This window comes from Paenarthrobacter sp. 10L412, from assembly GCF_056395565.1.
Genome location: NZ_JBFTJT010000006.1, coordinates 296,897 through 312,424, shown reverse-complemented (window position 1 = coordinate 312,424; position 15,528 = coordinate 296,897). Strand labels below are relative to the sequence as shown.

The following is a 15,528-nucleotide window of genomic DNA, read 5'->3' as shown; positions in this document are numbered from 1 at the left end:
GACAGGCGGATCCAAGATCAAGCCGCTGGGGTTCGTGTAAAGCCTAAGAAATGGTTCCTGACTTGAACGACGGTGAATTGACATAATCCACCACTTCCTTCACATCCTCCGGCCACCGCTGCACGGCGCATACACCTGCCAGCACCTCGGTAAGAAGCCGTCCTGGCGGGGGAGCGTGCCCTTCCTCCCAGGAATCTTGGATAGTGAATACGGGGGTCTCGTGATGGACGGCATCAAGGAATGGTCTCATGTGGTTGTTTACATGGAACTCATCATTGAGGTTCTGTATATAGATAACGAAGCCATTCGTGAGGTCACTATACAGTTCGCAAACGTTCGTTACAGGGGGAGGAGTAATTTCCGACACCGGTGACGAGGAACCGATGGGAACGCCATAAGCGATGTTGGCGTACTTCTGTACGCTGATTCCGTTGTGCTTTGCGATATTGGTTTGAGGGTTGAAGACTACGGCTGCTGAATTTGGAAACCTTGCGGCGAAGTAGAGACTGGCAAAACCTCCCCCGGAGCCTCCGAAGAAGACTACGCGGCGGGCGCCATGGGACGCGATAATGCGTTCAATGATGCGATATACCTGGTCCTGGAGATTCGGCTGCGCGCTGCTGCCGGCGTACCATCCAAGACGTAGTTCCTGGGAGAGATAAAGACTCGGGTCTGAGATGAAGACTCTGTTTGCACCGACGGCGGTAGAAACACCTTGGCTGGTCAGGACTGGCAAGGAGCGTTCGGGTTCAATAGCCCCATGAAACAGGACGATGGTGGTATCTGAACCAACGTTACTGTTGAGCAGATCAATAGGTATGCCAGATTCACTGATGGAAACGATCCCCTGAGGGATCGTAGGGGCATCCAGGAAAGAAGTCACACCTGAATAGCGCGTAACCATATTTGCTGCCGTGTCAATAACCTGCTCGCGCACGCCATTTCCCCTGTCTTCCGCGAATTTGCCCATGTAAGACTACCGGAAGGGCTGGCTGGCGTTCACATCGAAGGCGGGTGACAGTCTCCCATACAGTCCTAACCCGCGAGAAGCAGCGCTGCGAGCAATGCTGGCACGGCCAGAACAACCAGGACGACAAGAACCAGCGCCACCCGACGCTTGAACTGTTGCTGCTCGGAGCTCTTGGCTGGGACTATGGGGATTGGTGCTGACGAGGGCCGCGGATGGTCGGTTATGGGCGCAGGTTGTGTGCGGACAGGAGCCGACGGGAGCTGAAATCCAAAGCGACGGCGCCTGAAATGACGGCCCGCTGGAAGCGGGCCTGCTGGTGTTGGACTCACCTTGTGCACCTTCCATGGACGCTCGCTCGGCGACGTGTTTTCTGACAGTTCCTCCCTCTACCTTAGTGAGAAGAACACTCCGGCTGCATCCACACGTCGATGAGCCCACCTGTTTCGACCACGAATCTGTCCAGCCAGGCTCCAGCCGAAAGGTCGGGTTGGGAGCCGACCATTTGGATCTCCGCAGGGGTGCACTGGCGCATCAAAGTACCTGCCCGCAACAGGTGATAGTCGGACGTAACCACGGTGACGGACTTCCACCCGTTCTGCCTGATCAGCTCCGCAAGGCCTGTGGCTTCACCCCGCGTATTCAGCGGTGAGGGACGGAAACAAATCAAGTCTGGGTCGTCGTCTTCATGGCACAAAGCATCACCCTCAACGTTGCCGGAAAGGCCCGTCGTCGAGACCACCAAAATGGGGATATCCAGGCTCTCCTGGAGTTCCTGAGCCACTGGAAGTCGTTCCTTGCTTAACCCGCCCAAAACTACGATGGCGTCGGTTCGGTGAGGCACTACTCTCGGCGGGCTGTAAAAGAACTGAAAAGCGGCGATCAGCCATAGCAGCGCGATCGCAACAACCGACACCGCAGCCCGCACAGCGGCACGCGTGAGGGAGGCAGTTTTGAGGGGCACGGGGACAGTCTATGGTCCCCGAATGTGCGTTCCGTACGAGGTGCCTGGGGCCGGGGCAGTTACCGCGTATCAACGTCCTCAAACACCAGGAAAGTTTGGGTGTCCAGGATGCCGTCCATGGACTGCAATTGGTCGAAGATCACACGCCGGAGGTGGATGTTGTCCGTGGCGCGGACCAGCAGGATGACGTCAAAGTCGCCGCCCACCAGGGCGATGTGGTGAACCTCGGGGATCGCCCGCAACTGTTCCTTCAGTTCTCGCCAGGAATGCTGCTGGACCTTGAGGGTGACGTAGGCGGAAGATCGCAGGCCGGCCTTGATCGGGTCCACCAATGCCGTGAACTTGGTCAAAACCCCCTCGCCGGTGAGTCGGGCAATGCGAGAGTATGCGTGCGCCCGGCTGATATGCACGTTCTCGGCCACTTGTGTAATGGACATCCGGCCGTCAGTTGTGAGCTCTCGGATGATGTCCCGGTCAACATCATCCAGTGGCACGGCGGTCTGCTCCGCCTCGGTCTCGCTCACGTGGTCTCCAATTCGTCTACAGGACTGGCTCGTTACCCAGCTCACATTTGCAATTCGTCTTTCAGAATAGCCACTTCCTGCATGCTCTTCCATGATTCGAACGAAAGCTGGATACGAAACAGCTCTCCGGAACATACTGGAAGCACATAGTGGCTAGAGAAGGACGGACCAATGACGATCCACGCAGACCACACTGCGCCGGAAGCGGCAGTAGAGGACCAAGCTGCTGACGTTCAGAGAAAATTCGGCATCAGCGTAGAGGACTACATGCTGCCTGCCCGGCACCAGATTCAGATGGTGAATCCGGATGGCACCCTCGGCTCCAAGGAAGAGCAAGGCACCGAACCCGGCCACGAGTACCCCACGCCCAGCGATGCTGAACTCATGGCCGCTTACGAGCAGCTCGTCGTCGGACGTCGCGTCAACGATCAGAACTCCGCGCTCGTCCGGCAGGGCCGCATGGCTGTCTATCCGTCGAGTCACGGGCAGGAGGCCTGCCAGGTGGCGGCCGCCATGTGCCTCAGCGAAGGTGACTGGCTCTTCCCGACGTATCGAGACGCCGTCGCAGTGATGACCCGCGGTGTGGATCCTGTCGAAGCGATGACGATCTTCCGCGGTGACTGGCATGGTGGCTACGACCCCAAGAAGCATCACGTCGGGATCCAGTGCACCCCGCTGACCACGCAGCTGCTGCACGCCGTCGGCGTCGCGCATGCCGCCAAACTCCGCGCTGAGGACACCGTGGTGATGGCGATGTGCGGTGATGGTGCCACGAGTGAGGGTGACTTCCACGAGGCCCTGAACTTTGCTGCCGTGTTCCATCTGCCGGTCATCTTCTTCGTGCAGAACAACAAATACGCAATTTCCGTCCCGCTCAGTCACCAGTCGGTGGCGCCGTCGCTGGCCCACAAGGCTGTCGGCTACGGTATGGCCGGTGAGCGAGTGGACGGCAACGACCTCGTCGCGCTCCTCGCCGTGATGGACCGTGCCGTGAAGTTGGCCCGTGAAGGTTCGGGGCCTCTCCTGATCGAGGCCCACACCTACCGCATGCAGGCGCACACCAACGCCGACGATGCAACGCGCTACCGCCCGGACAGTGAGGTGGCCGAGTGGCAAGCGAAGGATCCGCTGACCCGCATGAAGTCCTATCTGACCGACAAAGGACTCCTGGACGACGCCGCCAACGACCGCATTGCCGAACATGCAGAAGCGGTCGCCACCCAATTGCGCGAAGGCCTCGGTGAAGACGTGCCAGTACAGCCGCTGGACCTCTTTAAGTACGTGTTCTCCAAGCCCACCCCGCAGCTGAAAGAGCAGTCTGAACTGCTCGCCAGCGAACTCGCACGAGAGGAGAGCGCAAAATGACCGTCACCACCAACGTTAACGGCAACGTCAGCGCCGCCACCGCAAGCGCCGCCGCGTCCGCTGCAGCTACCGCTGAGGCGAGCGGCCCTCAGTCCATCACCATGGCCAAGGCGCTCAACACGGCAATGGCCGACGCCATGCGTGCCGACTCCTCAGTGCTGGTCTTCGGCGAAGACGTCGGCATCCTGGGTGGCGTCTTCCGCATTACCGACGGCCTCATGGCCGAGTTCGGCGAGCAGCGCTGCTTTGATACCCCGCTGGCAGAATCCGGCATCGTCGGCATGGCTGTGGGCATGGCTATTAACGGTATGCGGCCTGTCATTGAAATGCAGTTCGACGCCTTCGCCTACCCGGCGTTCGAACAGATCGTCAGCCACGTCGCCAAGATGCACAACCGCACCAAGGGCAAGGTCAAGATGCCCCTAGTAATCCGTGTTCCCTACGCCGGCGGCATCGGGGGAGTGGAGCACCACTGCGACTCGTCCGAGTCCTACTACGCCCACACCGCCGGCCTGAAGGTCTACACCCCAGCCACCGTGGCAGACGGTTACCGGATGCTGCGCGAAGCCATCGACTCGGATGATCCCGTGATGTTCATGGAGCCCAAGAAGCTCTACTGGTCCAAGGACCAGGTGGACCTGGACGCTTTGCGCACAGAGCACGACGCCGGCACCTCCACCGAGGGTCGTGCGGCTGTTGCTCGTCCCGGCACTGACGCAACGCTGATCGCGTATGGTCCCTCCGTTCCCACAGCGCTCGCAGCCGCGGCCGCTGCGGCCGAGGAAGGTCGCTCGCTGGAGGTAATCGATGTCCGTACCCTCGTCCCTTTCGACGACGAAACTGTCTGCGCGTCCGTGCGCAAGACCGGCCGCGCCGTCGTCGTCGCCGAGGCTCATGGCTTCGCGTCCGTGTCGTCCGAGATCGTGGCCCGTGTGCAGGAGCGTGCGTTCCACTACCTCGCTGCGCCGATCCGCCGTGTGACTGGCTTCGATGTCCCGTTCCCGTCTCCCAAGTTGGAGCACTACTACCTGCCGAGCGTCGACCGTATTCTCGACGCCGTCGACGACCTTCAGTGGGAGGACTGACCATGAGCTCAGATATGCAGGTATTTCGTCTGCCGGACCTGGGGGAGGGCCTTACGGAGGCTGAACTCGTGAACTGGCTCGTCGCTGTAGGTGACGAAATCAAGGTCGATCAGCCGATCGCTGAAGTCGAAACAGCGAAGTCCATGGTGGAGGTGCCCTCGCCTTATGCGGGCACGGTGGCCGAGCTTCACGGTGAGGCCGGCCAAACGCTCGACGTCGGCAAGCCCCTGATCTCTATCGCTCGTTCAGGCGCAGCTCCCGTTGCGCCGGAAGCTCCCTCCTCCGCTGAGGATGCGGTCTCGACCGGGATCGTGGCGTCGCCCGAGGTTGATGCGGCCGCCGAGACGTATCGCACCGAGGAGAAAGCTGGATCCGGCAATGTACTTATCGGATACGGCACTCCTGGTGGCGTAACTGGAGGCCGGACCCGCCCGCGGAAGGCGAGTGTCGCCGTCGTCGATCGCCAGATGGAGGCCCGAGCCGATCAGCCGGTTGCTTCCGAGCCTGCCGTCGCCGGAACGCGCATCCCCGGCAAGCTCAGCGCGGTCATCTCCCCGCTCGTCAGGAAGATGGCCAGGGACCACGGTGTTTCCCTCGAGAACATCGAGGGCTCGGGTGCCAGTGGGCTGATTATGCGCAGGGACGTGGAAGCGGCGATCTCTACGCCGGAAGCTCCTGCTGCTCCTGTTCGTGAGAAGGCTCCGGCCTCGGCTGCCGCCGATGCTCAGGGCGACCTCGATTCCCGTACCGGCCTGTCTGTGTCGGCCCGGACTCCGGTCCGTGGAGTTCGCAAGGCGGTTGCCGCGAACATGACCAAGAGCCGCACGGAGATCCCTGAGGCGACGGTCTGGGTGGATGTGGATGCAACCGCTTTGCTTGAGATGCGGGCTGAGCTGAAGAAGCGCGCTCCGCATGACACGCCCGGTCTGCTGGCCTTTATTGCTCGTTTTATCACGGCTGGGTTAAAAAAGTACCCGGCACTCAACACCCGCTTTGAAGTGGCCGAGGATGGCTCCCAAGAGATCGTCGGTTTTGACGGAATCAACCTAGGTTTCGCAGCACAGACGGATCGCGGTCTTGTGGTCCCGTCTGTCCGGAACGCGCACCAGTTGAGCGCCCGCGAGCTGGATGCTGAGATCCGGCGCCTGACCGCCGTCGCACGTGACGGTAAGGCGACACCCACCGAACTCGGCTCTGGCACCTTCACGCTGAACAACTATGGTGTGTTCGGAGTAGATGGCTCCGCCGCGATCATCAACTACCCGGAGGTTGCGATGCTCGGCGTGGGTCGCATCATCGACAGGCCGTGGGTGGTCAATGGTGAACTTGCCGTCCGCAAGGTTACCGAGTTGACCCTCGCTTTCGATCACCGCGTATGCGACGGCGAGACCGCGGCCGGCTTCCTTCGGTACGTGGCCGACGCCATCGAGAACCCCGGTGGAGCGCTCGCCGATATGTAGGCGCGAGACAGACAGCCAAGCTGCGGGACCCCGATTCGGGCAATCGGGGTCCTGCTCTTTGTCGGGCAAATCCTCGACAAATCCTCGCAAAAGACTTGGCCGAAAGTGCTGCCACCTCTGCGTACAATTTTCTGTGGGGGTCAACTGGTGGTCTCCAGTTGGCCGCGACCCAGCCTTACCGTGCTCAGTCGCCGTTCTAGGATGCCCAACCATGGTAAAAACCTCCCCAATGCGATCCTTGAGGACCGTCGGCTTCGCGTTGGCCACGCTCCTCATCACCGGCGGCCTGGCCGTACAGCCGGCAGTAGCGGGAGATAGCGACATCATCCCGAGCACCCCTCAATCACTCCGTCCGGCACCTGAGGTGGCAACGGACCGGTTCATTGTCGGGCTACGGGACAACGCCAAAGCGGCTGCGGCTGCCGTGGAGCAGGCCGCCGGTCATGCGGCCATGAAGCTCGGAGTCGTTGCCCAGAGCTCGCACCCGAACGCAGCGGGCGGCCAGGTCATCAAACTTGCCAAGGCCCTTTCAGGCACAAAAGCCGAGCAATTCCTGAAAACCCTTCGTGCGGATCCCAACGTTGCCTACGCCGAAGCCGACGACATTATGCAGGTGGCGGCTGATCCGAACGATGCCTACTATCCCTCGCAATGGGATCTTTCTGAGGATTTGGCTGGCATTCGGCCTTCCGGAGCGTGGCAGTACAACCATGGTGAAGGCGTAGTCGTCGCAGTAGTGGACACCGGGATCACTAGTCACGTGGATCTCGACGCCAACGTCCTGCCCGGCTACGACATGATGTCCGATGCCACCGATGCCCGGGATGGGAGTGGCCGGGACGCTGATCCTACGGATCCCGGGGATTGGTCGACAGCAAATGAATGCGGTGTGGGCAGCCCGCAGATAAATTCTTCCTGGCATGGAACCCACGTGGCTGGCACAATCGCTGCGATCGGCAACAACACTTACGGTGTAACCGGTGTTGCCCCGAAGGCTAAGATCCTTCCGGTTCGGGCGTTGGGTGCCTGTGGTGGGTATTCATCGGATATCGCAGATGGAATCATTTGGGCGGCAGGCGGCGTTGTTAGCGGGGCTCCCATCAATCCCAACCCGGCCCGCGTTATCAACCTCAGTCTCGGTGGCATCAAGCCGTGCTCTGACACTTACCAAAACGCCATCAATTTCGCCCATAACGCTGGAGCCGTTGTAGTAGTTGCTGCTGGAAATTCCAATCGCCCCGCGGCCGATTCCAGCCCTGCAAACTGCCCGAACGTCATCACCGTTGCTGCGAGCGACAGGACCGGCGCGAAGGCGTCGTACTCCAACTACGGGAGCGCCGTTGATGTAACTGCTCCCGGGGGCGAGATGAGTTCCTCGGCACTGAACGGTATCTTGTCCACCTACAACTCAGGGACAACCACGCAGGGCACGGCGGGCTATGCGTTTATGCAGGGAACGTCCATGGCCGCCCCTCATGTGGCAGGCCTTGCGGCTCTCCTTTTTTCGGCAGAGGGCGTTGTTCTCACCCCGGAGCACCTGGAACAGCAACTGAAGGACTCGTCGCGGCCACTTCCTGCTGGCTGCCCTGCGGGATGTGGCGCCGGTTTGGTTGATGCCACCGCAGCGCTCACCACATTTGGTGGGCACCTTCCCGTGACGCCTGCGCCAGTAGTTTTCACTGACCGGGACGGCACCTCGAACGATACCTACACGATTCCCGCCCTGGCCGGCGTTGAATATTTGGTAGGTGGAAAGGTTCTTGCCCCTGGCACCTATCCGGGCAGTGGAGCTGTAACCATTACCGCCAGGGTTGTTGCAGATTATGCATTGGCCCCGGCAGCTCTGGCCGAGTGGAAGTTCACCTTCAAGACTTCCTCCCAAAAAATCACTGATTTCGACGGCGATGGCAAGAGCGATGTCCTTGCCCGGGACAGCAGCGGCGTTTTGTGGCTGTACCCAGGCAATGGTTCCGGTGGCTGGCTAGCCGCCCGCAAGATCGGTGCAGGCTGGAATGCCATGACGTCCATTGAGTCACCCGGTGATTTCAGCGGTGACGGCAAGATGGATGTCATCGCGCGGGACGCGAACGGCGCTTTGTGGCTGTACCCAGGCAACGGTTCTGGTGGCTGGCTTGCTGCCCGTCAGATCGGTGCAGGCTGGAATGGGATGGCCGCGATCGAGGCACCCGGTGACTTCAACGGGGACGGCAAAGCCGATGTAATCGCCCGCGATGCCAATGGTGTTCTGTGGCTGTACCCGGGCAATGGTTCCGGTGGATGGCTTGCTGCCCGCCAGATTGGTTCCGGCTGGAATGTCATGACCGCCATTGAAGGCCCCGGTGATTTCAACGGCGACGGCAAGACTGATGTTCTTGCCCGCAACGGAGCCGGCGTTCTGTGGTTGTACCCCGGTGACGGTTCTGGTGGTTGGCTTCCTGCCCGGCAGATTGGTTCCGGCTGGAATGTCATGACCGCTATTGAGGGCCCCGGTGATTTCGATGGCGACGGCAAGATAGACGTCGTTGCCCGCAACAGCTCCGGTGTTTTGTGGCTCTACCCGGGTGACGGCTCTGGCGGCTGGCTTGCTGCCCGGCAGATTGGGTCCGGCTGGAACGTCATGACAGCCATCCTCTAGTCCGGTACCGAGTTCACCTGCCACCGGGTCATTCCGGCTTCTCCCAGCCGCGCATGGGTAGAATCGAGGCCTGAACATCGCCGGATTGCACTGGATACGGAGAACTCATTGTCAGCTTGGCATGAACTTGGCACGGACAACTACGTCTTGGAAACCGAGGGGTCCTTACTCAACACCGGGCTTGTGGTGGGCAGTGAGCTCGCCATGGTCATCGACACCGGATGTGGCCCGCGCCAAGGCCGCGAGATCCTCGCTGCTGTCCGTGAAAAGACCCAGCTTCCGCTGGTGGTAGTGAACACGCACGCCCATTACGACCACTTCTTCGGTAACGCTGTTTTTGCCGACGACGGCGTGACAGAGTTTTGGGCGCACGCCAACTGTGCGGCAACCATCGAGCGGGACGCCGACAACCAGCGTCGCTTCGTCGCCACCAACGAACCGGAGATGGCCGCGGGGGAGGGTGACGCCGTCGACATCGTTGTTCCGAACGCGATCGTTGGCGACCAGCCTGTTCTGGTGGACCTCGGCGGAATTACAGCCACACTGTTCTATCTGGGCCGCGCTCACACCGACGGTGACCTCCTGGTGGGCACCAACTCGACGCTGTTCGTGGGCGACCTCGTCGAGCACGGCGCTCATCCTTCGTTTGAGGACTCCTATCCCGAGGAATGGGCGGACGTCCTCCGGCACATCTCCGCTTTGCGTCACCGCTACGAGTTCCTGGTCCCGGGGCACGGCAAGCCCGCGAGCGATGAATTCGTCAAGACCATGGCCGACACCATGAGCACTGCCGTGCGACAGGCAACCCAGTCCATCCGCGATATGCCCAACGATGCAACCAAGGCCATCCCGGTGCTGCCTTATGGACCGGAGCAGTCGCGCTGGTTCATCAAACGGCTCCAGGAAACCAATGCCCAGCATGGAAGGGGCGCTGGCGGATCCCTGGCAACGCCCGACTTTGGACCCGAGAAGACTGGCTTTTACCCTTCTTCATAAATGAAGGTTACTGACAAATTTGTCATCTTGATTACTGCCTCCCCATGGACTATTGGGCAACACCAGTCCTAGGATGAAATCGACCATCGGTTTGCGGCTACCTGGGGGGTGTCGAGATGAAGGCCATTCGCGTAATTCCGCGCGCTACTCAGATTCTCCGCTCCGTCATGATCGCTGGCGCCGGTACCGCAATTTGGATGGCATTATCCGCGACGGCCGCCAGCGCCGATTCCGGGATCACTGATAACCATTCGCTGTTGGGCGGAGTGACGTCTTCCGTGACGTCAGTCGACACCGCCAGCAAGCAAACTAACAAGACACTCAGTGCTGCAACGGGTGCGGTCAAGAAGGCGGCCGCGTCCGTTGCAACTTCCGTTACGTCCAAGCCCGCAGCACCCGCCGTCACTGTCCCTGTGCCGAACATACCCTTGCCGGCTCCCGCGAAAGCCGTTGTCCCGGCACATCCGATAACCGTGCACGTTCCCTCTGTAACCCCAGTGGTTGAGCACGTTGCGGAGTCCGCGGACAAAGTCATCGCCAAACTCCCCGTGGTTAACCGGGTAGTTCCCAGCGACACAGTCGGCCGTGTTGTGGACACGGTCGTCAAACCAGCCACGGGCATTATTGACGACACCGTCGAGGCGGTTGTTCCTCCGGTAAATGATGTTCTGAAACCCGTCGGCCTGGACCCGGTGACGGACGTGACCAAGCCTGTCGTGGCCCCCATCGTTGAGGTTATCGATAAGGTCCTCCCGCCTGTCGGCAGCGTCTTACCTCCGATTGCTGGACCCGGGAGCCTGCTTCCACCGCTCCTGGGCGGCGGCGGCCCTATGCTCCCCGCGACGCCAGGTGCCGGAACTGTGCCGCCACCCGCCGTCGGGACTTCACCAACGGCTTCAGCCGGCGGCGGTTCGGGGACGGAATCCGCTGGCCTGCCCCTCGGGACAACTCCGCCCACCCTCAATGGCGACGTTTCACTGACCTTTGCTCTGGCGCGAGGTTTTGCCCCTGCTTCACCTGGTGCCGTAATCGGCGCCTCTGTCATCGTCGAACCTGAAGCTCCAGCCGAGCTGCCGGCCGACCCGGAAACGACACCTCTTGGCGTCACCGGCGCGGGCTCGGGTACCTCACAAAACGGGCCGCCAAGCCCTGCCGCAGCCTTCCTGCATGGTGCGCCAATCGTCCCTGCAGACACACTTTCTGGTCCAGCAGCGGCCAGCAATGAAGATCATCCAAAGCCGGTTTCATTCGATCCCGGCTCATCTCCTGACTAGTTCCCCAGCCCAGCCGCGCCTCTACATGCGGCCGATGGTTAGCCGGACGATCCGTCATCGGACGTCTTTGGGAACAAGACCTTCAGGAGAAGATCACAATGAACTCGACAATTCGCAGGTGCCTGATCGGCACATGCTTTGCCGGAGGCTTGATAGCCCTCGGCGGGACCGCGGCCAACGCGGCAGATACGACCAGTGGAAAGGACGGAACCCTTTCCGGTACACAGGTGGTGGCACCGGTGACAGCGCCAGTCAGCACAGGCGCCACGTCACTGGCCCTCGTGGGAGATTCATCCTCAACCACAAAGGCACCCGCAGCCGCTCCGGCTACGGGGACAGCGCCAGCTGCCACCACCAACGGTTCCAACGGTGTCGGCTCCGGTACACAGGTAGTCGCGCCCGTAACAGCGCCCATAAACCTGGGCTCGTCATCAGTGGGTCTGCTGGGGGGCTCCACTGCGACGGGCCCAGCCAAACCTGCCGCTCCAACTGCAACAAGCGGTTCGACGACGGCGGCTGGCACCAACGGTACTGGCGGCACAGCCTCCGGTACCCAAGTAGTTGCACCGGTGACGGTCCCCGTAACTGTGGGATCGATGTCGACGGGTGTCCTGGGGGACTCATCGGCCACGACAACACCAGCAGCAACAACAGGTTCTGCACCGGCCCAAGCGCCGGCGCAGGCAACAACGTCGGGGGGAGAAGGCATCGCATCCGGCGCTCAGGTAGTGGCTCCGATATTGGTCCCTGTTAACATCGGAGCCACTGCCGCGGGTGTGGCTGGAGATTCAACAGCCACGTCCGGCGCACCCTCGAATACAGGCAGTGCACCTGCTGCCGCTACGCCCGGAGCTACGACTAACGGTTCTGATGGCGTAGCTTCCGGGACTCAGGTGGTTGCTCCGGTTACCGCTCCGGTGACTGTTGGTTCGACGTCGGCTGGTGTGCTGGGTGATTCGTCAGCCAGCACTGCCGGTACTTCCGGTGGGACTGCTCCTTCGGGGGCGTCGGGTGCTACGACCAACGGTTCCGATGGCGTTGCCTCCGGGACCCAGGTGGTTGCTCCGGTTACCGCTCCGGTGACTGTTGGTTCGACGTCGGCTGGTGTCTTGGGTGATTCGTCGGCCAGCACTGCCGGTACTTCCGGTGGGACCGCTCCGGCGGGAACCTCGGGTGCTACGACCTCGGGATCTAAGGGCCTTGGCTCCGGGACCCAGGTGGTTGCTCCGGTTACCGCTCCGGTGGCTGTTGGTTCGACGTCGGCTGGTGTCTTGGGCGATTCGTCGGCTGGCACTGCCGGTACTTCCGGGGGAACTGCACCGGCGGGGACCTCGGGCGCTACCACTAATGGATCGGGCGGCGTCGCTTCCGGGACTCAGGTGGTTGCTCCGATTACAGCTCCTGTGACTGTTGGTTCGACGTCTGCTGGTGTCTTGGGCGATTCGTCGGCTGGCACTGCCGGTACTTCCGGGGGAACTGCACCGGCGGGGACCTCGGGCGCTACCACTAATGGATCGGGCGGCGTCGCTTCCGGGACCCAGGTTGTTGTTCCAATCACGGCTCCGGTCACGGTCGACTCCACATCGCTTGGGATCGGGGGCGCTTCAGTTGGAGCCATCACGCCACCGGCTGTCAATCCACCGGTCGTCAACCCTCCCGTGGTGAATCCACCGGTCGTCAACCCTCCGGTTGTGAATCCGCCGGTCGTCAACCCTCCCGTTGTGAACCCTCCCGTTGTGAATCCTCCGGTAGTGAACCCTCCGGTCGTCAACCCGCCGGAGGTTAGCCAGCCTGCTGGTGGTGGAGGACTTGGCATTGACACTGGCACCAACAATCCGGGGACCGAAATTGGGGGTCCTGTATTCGGGAACGCTGGCGTCGGGACAACCGGAATCGGCGGTGCCCAGCTAGGTGGTAGCGCAGTAACTGCAGGCGGCACTCAAGGTGTGCTGACAGCAGGCCCTGCGACCGGCGTCGGGAGTTCCAACTCTCTGGCCACTACGGGATTGGACGGCAGCTTCACCCTCTGGGCAGTCGGCCTTCTTCTCATGGGCTTGGCACTTTCAGCAGCCGGACGTCGGAAGGCAACGGCTAACCGCATCTAGTCACCTGGACGAGGCCTAGTCTCGCGAGCAGTTGTTGCGGTTCCGGATCTCCGGAACTGCGACAACTGCGAGGCGGCTCGGTTGGAGTCCTAGGATGAAGGGGATGACAACCACCCAAGAAGACCAAAACTTCAGCCTTCGCAGCATTGCATTACCGGCCTTCGGGCCTGCGCTGTTGTTCTGTATCGGCGAGGGGGCGGTTCTTCCGGTGATCGCGCTCTCGGCGCGTGATCTTGGAGCATCCGTGGCAGTCTCCGCGTTGATCGTGACGCTGATCGGCTTGGGGTCCTGGCTCTTCAATATCCCGGCATCGCTCATCACTATAAAGTTCGGCGAACGCTGGGCAATTGTTGGGGCAGGTGCCGTAGGAGCCCTTGCCCTCGGTGCGGCAGCTTTCGCTCCACAGATGGAGCATGGGATCTGGTTGCTGGCCGCGGCTATGACCTTGGTGGGTATGTCTGCGAGCGTTTTCAACTTGGCCCGCCAGAAGTATCTCACCGAGGCAGTTCCGGTGATGTTCCGCGCCCGTGCGCTGTCCACGTTGGGCGGCGTCACGAGGATCGGCATCTTCATCGGACCGTTCATCGGTGCCGGCGTGATGCAGTTCGCGGGAATCAGCGGGGCGTACTGGGTTGGCTTTGTCGGGATGATGGCCGCTGCTGCTTTGTCGCTCACCATCCCGGATCTGGTGGCTCCCGATACGTCCGACGGCGGACCAGTCATCCCGGCGTCAACGCTGCGCGACGTAGCTGCTTCGCATGCTGGTGTGTTCCTGTCTGTGGGCTTCGGAATTCTGCTGCTTAGCGCTCTGCGAGCCTCGCGCCAGGTGGTCATCCCGTTGTGGGCCGACCATTTGGGGATGGATGCCACGCAGGCATCGCTGATCTACGGCTTGTCCGGCGCGATCGACATGTTGGTCTTCTATCCGGCTGGGAAGCTCATGGATCGCAAGGGACGGCAGTGGGTAGCGGTTCCTTCCACGGTGATCATGGGGGCGGCTTTGATCCTCATTCCATTCACTGGTGGGTTCGTTCCGTTGCTGTTGGCTGCCCTGCTGATTGGCTTTGGCAATGGCATCAGTTCCGGGCTCATTATGACGCTGGGTGCTGACTTCTCGCCGGATAACGGAAGGAGCCACTTCCTTGGCATCTGGCGGTTCATTGCCGATTCAGGTGCAACGGGCGGGCCGGTGCTCCTGTCTGCCCTCACTGCTGCCATTTCGCTCGCTGCTGGCGTCTGGGCCACCGGCGTCCTGGGGTTCGCAGCGGCAGCGGTGTTCGCCGTCGCGATCCCCAAGCTGAAGCATCGGCGGAACTACTAGCCGCGCTCTCTTCAGCCGGACTAGGAAGCCGCTTTCTCCACGGCAATGGGTTAGTCGGGGAGGGCTCGAACCATGTTGTTGCGTTTCTCGTGGGTCAGTTCGACCAGCCCGAGTTTTTCGAGCAGCGGCGGGAGGTACATCCCAAAGCGGCCGCGGTATCCTTTGCGCAGTCCGTACCACCCGGATACAGGGTTGGCCGGGTCCCGTCCCCATGCCTCGACGCTCCCTTCGGGCGCTGGTTTGCTCTCGTCAGCTGCACCCAGGGGCACCCAGTCCTGCTGTTCACGGAGCCAGGCGGACAGATCCTCGATGGCTCGCAGGTGATACTTCAGGGTCGTCGACCCTACTTGGCAAACGAGGGCCGGTGGGTCTGACTCCGGGTCGCGGTACATGGAGTACTCCGACGAGCCCGGCGCCGTGAGCAGCACCCATGGCTCTTCTTTCGTTCCTTCAGCAGTCATGACCAGTCCTTTCCCGCGTCTCCGGTTTCAGCGTAGCGCCGGAGCGAACGTCGCCGAAAAATCTCTGCCGCGCCGTATCCCAGGCCAAGGACAATCATGCTGCCCAGCCACGCCGCCGACAGGAAGATCATGACCATCCAGTTCCTGTCCTCTACAGGTTTAAGCGACTGGCCCGCGACGACTACCTGCTCCCCAGCGGGGCGCGCTATCACTGCCATCCGCAGACCAGGCTCCGGCTGCCAGGTCACAGCATCGGATCCGGTCCGTCTTGCCGCCGCGAGCACGCCCTCAGGAAGGACGGGAATGGACCCATGAAGGACGGCAGTGCTGGACACCGGCTTGTTATCTGCCCCGTAGACAACGACGAAGAC

The 15,528-nt window shown here is 61.5% G+C and carries 17 protein-coding genes; 9 read left to right on the top strand and 8 right to left on the bottom strand.

What is annotated here, in order from left to right; translation table 11 throughout:
* Positions 1 to 43 precede the first annotated feature (43 nt).
* Entirely contained in the window at positions 44 to 970 is a 927-nt protein-coding gene (locus tag AC1DD7_RS09500) for a hypothetical protein (protein ID WP_477514743.1), read from the bottom strand.
* A gap of 44 nt (positions 971 to 1,014) precedes the next feature.
* Between AC1DD7_RS09500 and AC1DD7_RS09495 the strand changes: the two genes are divergently transcribed.
* Entirely contained in the window at positions 1,015 to 1,170 is a 156-nt protein-coding gene (locus AC1DD7_RS09495) for a hypothetical protein (RefSeq protein WP_477514742.1), read from the top strand.
* A gap of 191 nt (positions 1,171 to 1,361) precedes the next feature.
* Here AC1DD7_RS09495 and AC1DD7_RS09490 read toward each other — a convergent pair whose 3' ends face one another.
* Both AC1DD7_RS09490 and AC1DD7_RS09485 read right to left on the bottom strand, forming a co-directional pair.
* Positions 1,362 to 1,931, bottom strand: coding sequence for a YdcF family protein (locus AC1DD7_RS09490; RefSeq protein ID WP_477514741.1), 570 nt, complete (start codon positions 1,929 to 1,931; stop codon positions 1,362 to 1,364).
* A 59-nt stretch (positions 1,932 to 1,990) separates the two neighbouring features.
* Complete coding sequence (locus AC1DD7_RS09485; RefSeq protein ID WP_477514740.1) at positions 1,991 to 2,455, bottom strand: Lrp/AsnC family transcriptional regulator; 465 nt, start codon at positions 2,453 to 2,455, stop codon at positions 1,991 to 1,993.
* Between the two features lie 171 nt (positions 2,456 to 2,626).
* Here AC1DD7_RS09485 and pdhA point away from each other — a divergent pair, with 171 nt between their 5' ends.
* The 6 genes from pdhA to AC1DD7_RS09455 all read left to right on the top strand — a co-directional run bounded on the left by pdhA (position 2,627) and on the right by AC1DD7_RS09455 (position 11,270).
* Positions 2,627 to 3,820 (top strand): pyruvate dehydrogenase (acetyl-transferring) E1 component subunit alpha, encoded by a 1,194-nt coding sequence (gene pdhA, locus AC1DD7_RS09480; protein WP_477514739.1) that lies wholly within the window; start codon positions 2,627 to 2,629, stop codon positions 3,818 to 3,820.
* Positions 3,817 to 4,905, top strand: a complete 1,089-nt coding sequence (locus AC1DD7_RS09475; protein ID WP_477514738.1) for an alpha-ketoacid dehydrogenase subunit beta — start codon at positions 3,817 to 3,819, stop codon at positions 4,903 to 4,905. Before pdhA ends, AC1DD7_RS09475 begins: the two co-directional genes overlap by 4 nt.
* Positions 4,906 to 4,907: 2 nt before the next feature.
* Positions 4,908 to 6,365 carry a dihydrolipoamide acetyltransferase family protein gene (locus AC1DD7_RS09470; protein WP_477514737.1) on the top strand — a complete coding sequence of 486 codons (1,458 nt, stop codon included), beginning with the start codon at positions 4,908 to 4,910 and terminating at the stop codon, positions 6,363 to 6,365.
* A gap of 211 nt (positions 6,366 to 6,576) precedes the next feature.
* The gene (locus tag AC1DD7_RS09465; RefSeq protein ID WP_477514736.1) at positions 6,577 to 9,000 is read left to right on the top strand and encodes a S8 family serine peptidase; all 2,424 of its coding nucleotides are present in this window, start codon (positions 6,577 to 6,579) and stop codon (positions 8,998 to 9,000) included.
* A 108-nt stretch (positions 9,001 to 9,108) separates the two neighbouring features.
* On the top strand, positions 9,109 to 9,996 hold the full coding sequence (locus tag AC1DD7_RS09460) for an MBL fold metallo-hydrolase (RefSeq protein ID WP_477514735.1): 888 nt from the start codon (positions 9,109 to 9,111) through the stop codon (positions 9,994 to 9,996).
* Positions 9,997 to 10,112: 116 nt separating this feature from the next.
* Complete coding sequence (locus tag AC1DD7_RS09455) at positions 10,113 to 11,270, top strand: hypothetical protein (RefSeq protein ID WP_477514734.1); 1,158 nt, start codon at positions 10,113 to 10,115, stop codon at positions 11,268 to 11,270.
* Between the two features lie 82 nt (positions 11,271 to 11,352).
* On the opposite strand, the gene AC1DD7_RS09450 is transcribed toward AC1DD7_RS09455, so the two are convergent.
* The 3 genes from AC1DD7_RS09450 to AC1DD7_RS09440 form a co-directional block, all read right to left on the bottom strand.
* Complete coding sequence (locus AC1DD7_RS09450; RefSeq protein ID WP_477514733.1) at positions 11,353 to 11,979, bottom strand: hypothetical protein; 627 nt, start codon at positions 11,977 to 11,979, stop codon at positions 11,353 to 11,355.
* A gap of 180 nt (positions 11,980 to 12,159) precedes the next feature.
* Entirely contained in the window at positions 12,160 to 12,615 is a 456-nt protein-coding gene (locus AC1DD7_RS09445) for a hypothetical protein (protein ID WP_477514732.1), read from the bottom strand.
* 30 nt (positions 12,616 to 12,645) lie between these two features.
* Positions 12,646 to 12,840, bottom strand: coding sequence for a hypothetical protein (locus tag AC1DD7_RS09440; protein ID WP_477514731.1), 195 nt, complete (start codon positions 12,838 to 12,840; stop codon positions 12,646 to 12,648).
* Positions 12,841 to 12,991: 151 nt separating this feature from the next.
* Between AC1DD7_RS09440 and AC1DD7_RS09435 the strand changes: the two genes are divergently transcribed.
* On the top strand, positions 12,992 to 13,375 hold the full coding sequence (locus AC1DD7_RS09435) for a hypothetical protein (protein ID WP_477514730.1): 384 nt from the start codon (positions 12,992 to 12,994) through the stop codon (positions 13,373 to 13,375).
* Between the two features lie 103 nt (positions 13,376 to 13,478).
* Complete coding sequence (locus tag AC1DD7_RS09430; RefSeq protein WP_477514729.1) at positions 13,479 to 14,696, top strand: MFS transporter; 1,218 nt, start codon at positions 13,479 to 13,481, stop codon at positions 14,694 to 14,696.
* Between the two features lie 50 nt (positions 14,697 to 14,746).
* Here the strand turns inward: AC1DD7_RS09430 and AC1DD7_RS09425 are convergent, their stop codons facing one another.
* Complete coding sequence (locus AC1DD7_RS09425) at positions 14,747 to 15,157, bottom strand: DUF6855 family protein (RefSeq protein WP_477514728.1); 411 nt, start codon at positions 15,155 to 15,157, stop codon at positions 14,747 to 14,749.
* Entirely contained in the window at positions 15,154 to 15,492 is a 339-nt protein-coding gene (locus AC1DD7_RS09420; protein ID WP_477514727.1) for a hypothetical protein, read from the bottom strand. Before AC1DD7_RS09420 ends, AC1DD7_RS09425 begins: the two co-directional genes overlap by 4 nt.
* Positions 15,493 to 15,528 lie beyond the last annotated feature (36 nt).

Excerpts from the sequence above, each read along its gene's own strand:
- AC1DD7_RS09500 (WP_477514743.1), bottom strand. The coding sequence starts at position 970 with ATGGGCAAATTCGCGGAAGACAGGGGAAATGGCGTGCGCGAGCAGGTT.
- AC1DD7_RS09455 (WP_477514734.1), top strand. The coding sequence starts at position 10,113 with ATGAAGGCCATTCGCGTAATTCCGCGCGCTACTCAGATTCTCCGCTCC.
- pdhA (WP_477514739.1), top strand. The coding sequence starts at position 2,627 with ATGACGATCCACGCAGACCACACTGCGCCGGAAGCGGCAGTAGAGGAC.
- AC1DD7_RS09465 (WP_477514736.1), top strand. The coding sequence starts at position 6,577 with ATGGTAAAAACCTCCCCAATGCGATCCTTGAGGACCGTCGGCTTCGCG.
- AC1DD7_RS09425 (WP_477514728.1), bottom strand. The coding sequence starts at position 15,157 with ATGACTGCTGAAGGAACGAAAGAAGAGCCATGGGTGCTGCTCACGGCG.
- AC1DD7_RS09475 (WP_477514738.1), top strand. The coding sequence starts at position 3,817 with ATGACCGTCACCACCAACGTTAACGGCAACGTCAGCGCCGCCACCGCA.
- AC1DD7_RS09470 (WP_477514737.1), top strand. The coding sequence starts at position 4,908 with ATGAGCTCAGATATGCAGGTATTTCGTCTGCCGGACCTGGGGGAGGGC.
- AC1DD7_RS09450 (WP_477514733.1), bottom strand. The coding sequence starts at position 11,979 with ATGCCTTCTCCCCCCGACGTTGTTGCCTGCGCCGGCGCTTGGGCCGGT.
- AC1DD7_RS09430 (WP_477514729.1), top strand. The coding sequence starts at position 13,479 with ATGACAACCACCCAAGAAGACCAAAACTTCAGCCTTCGCAGCATTGCA.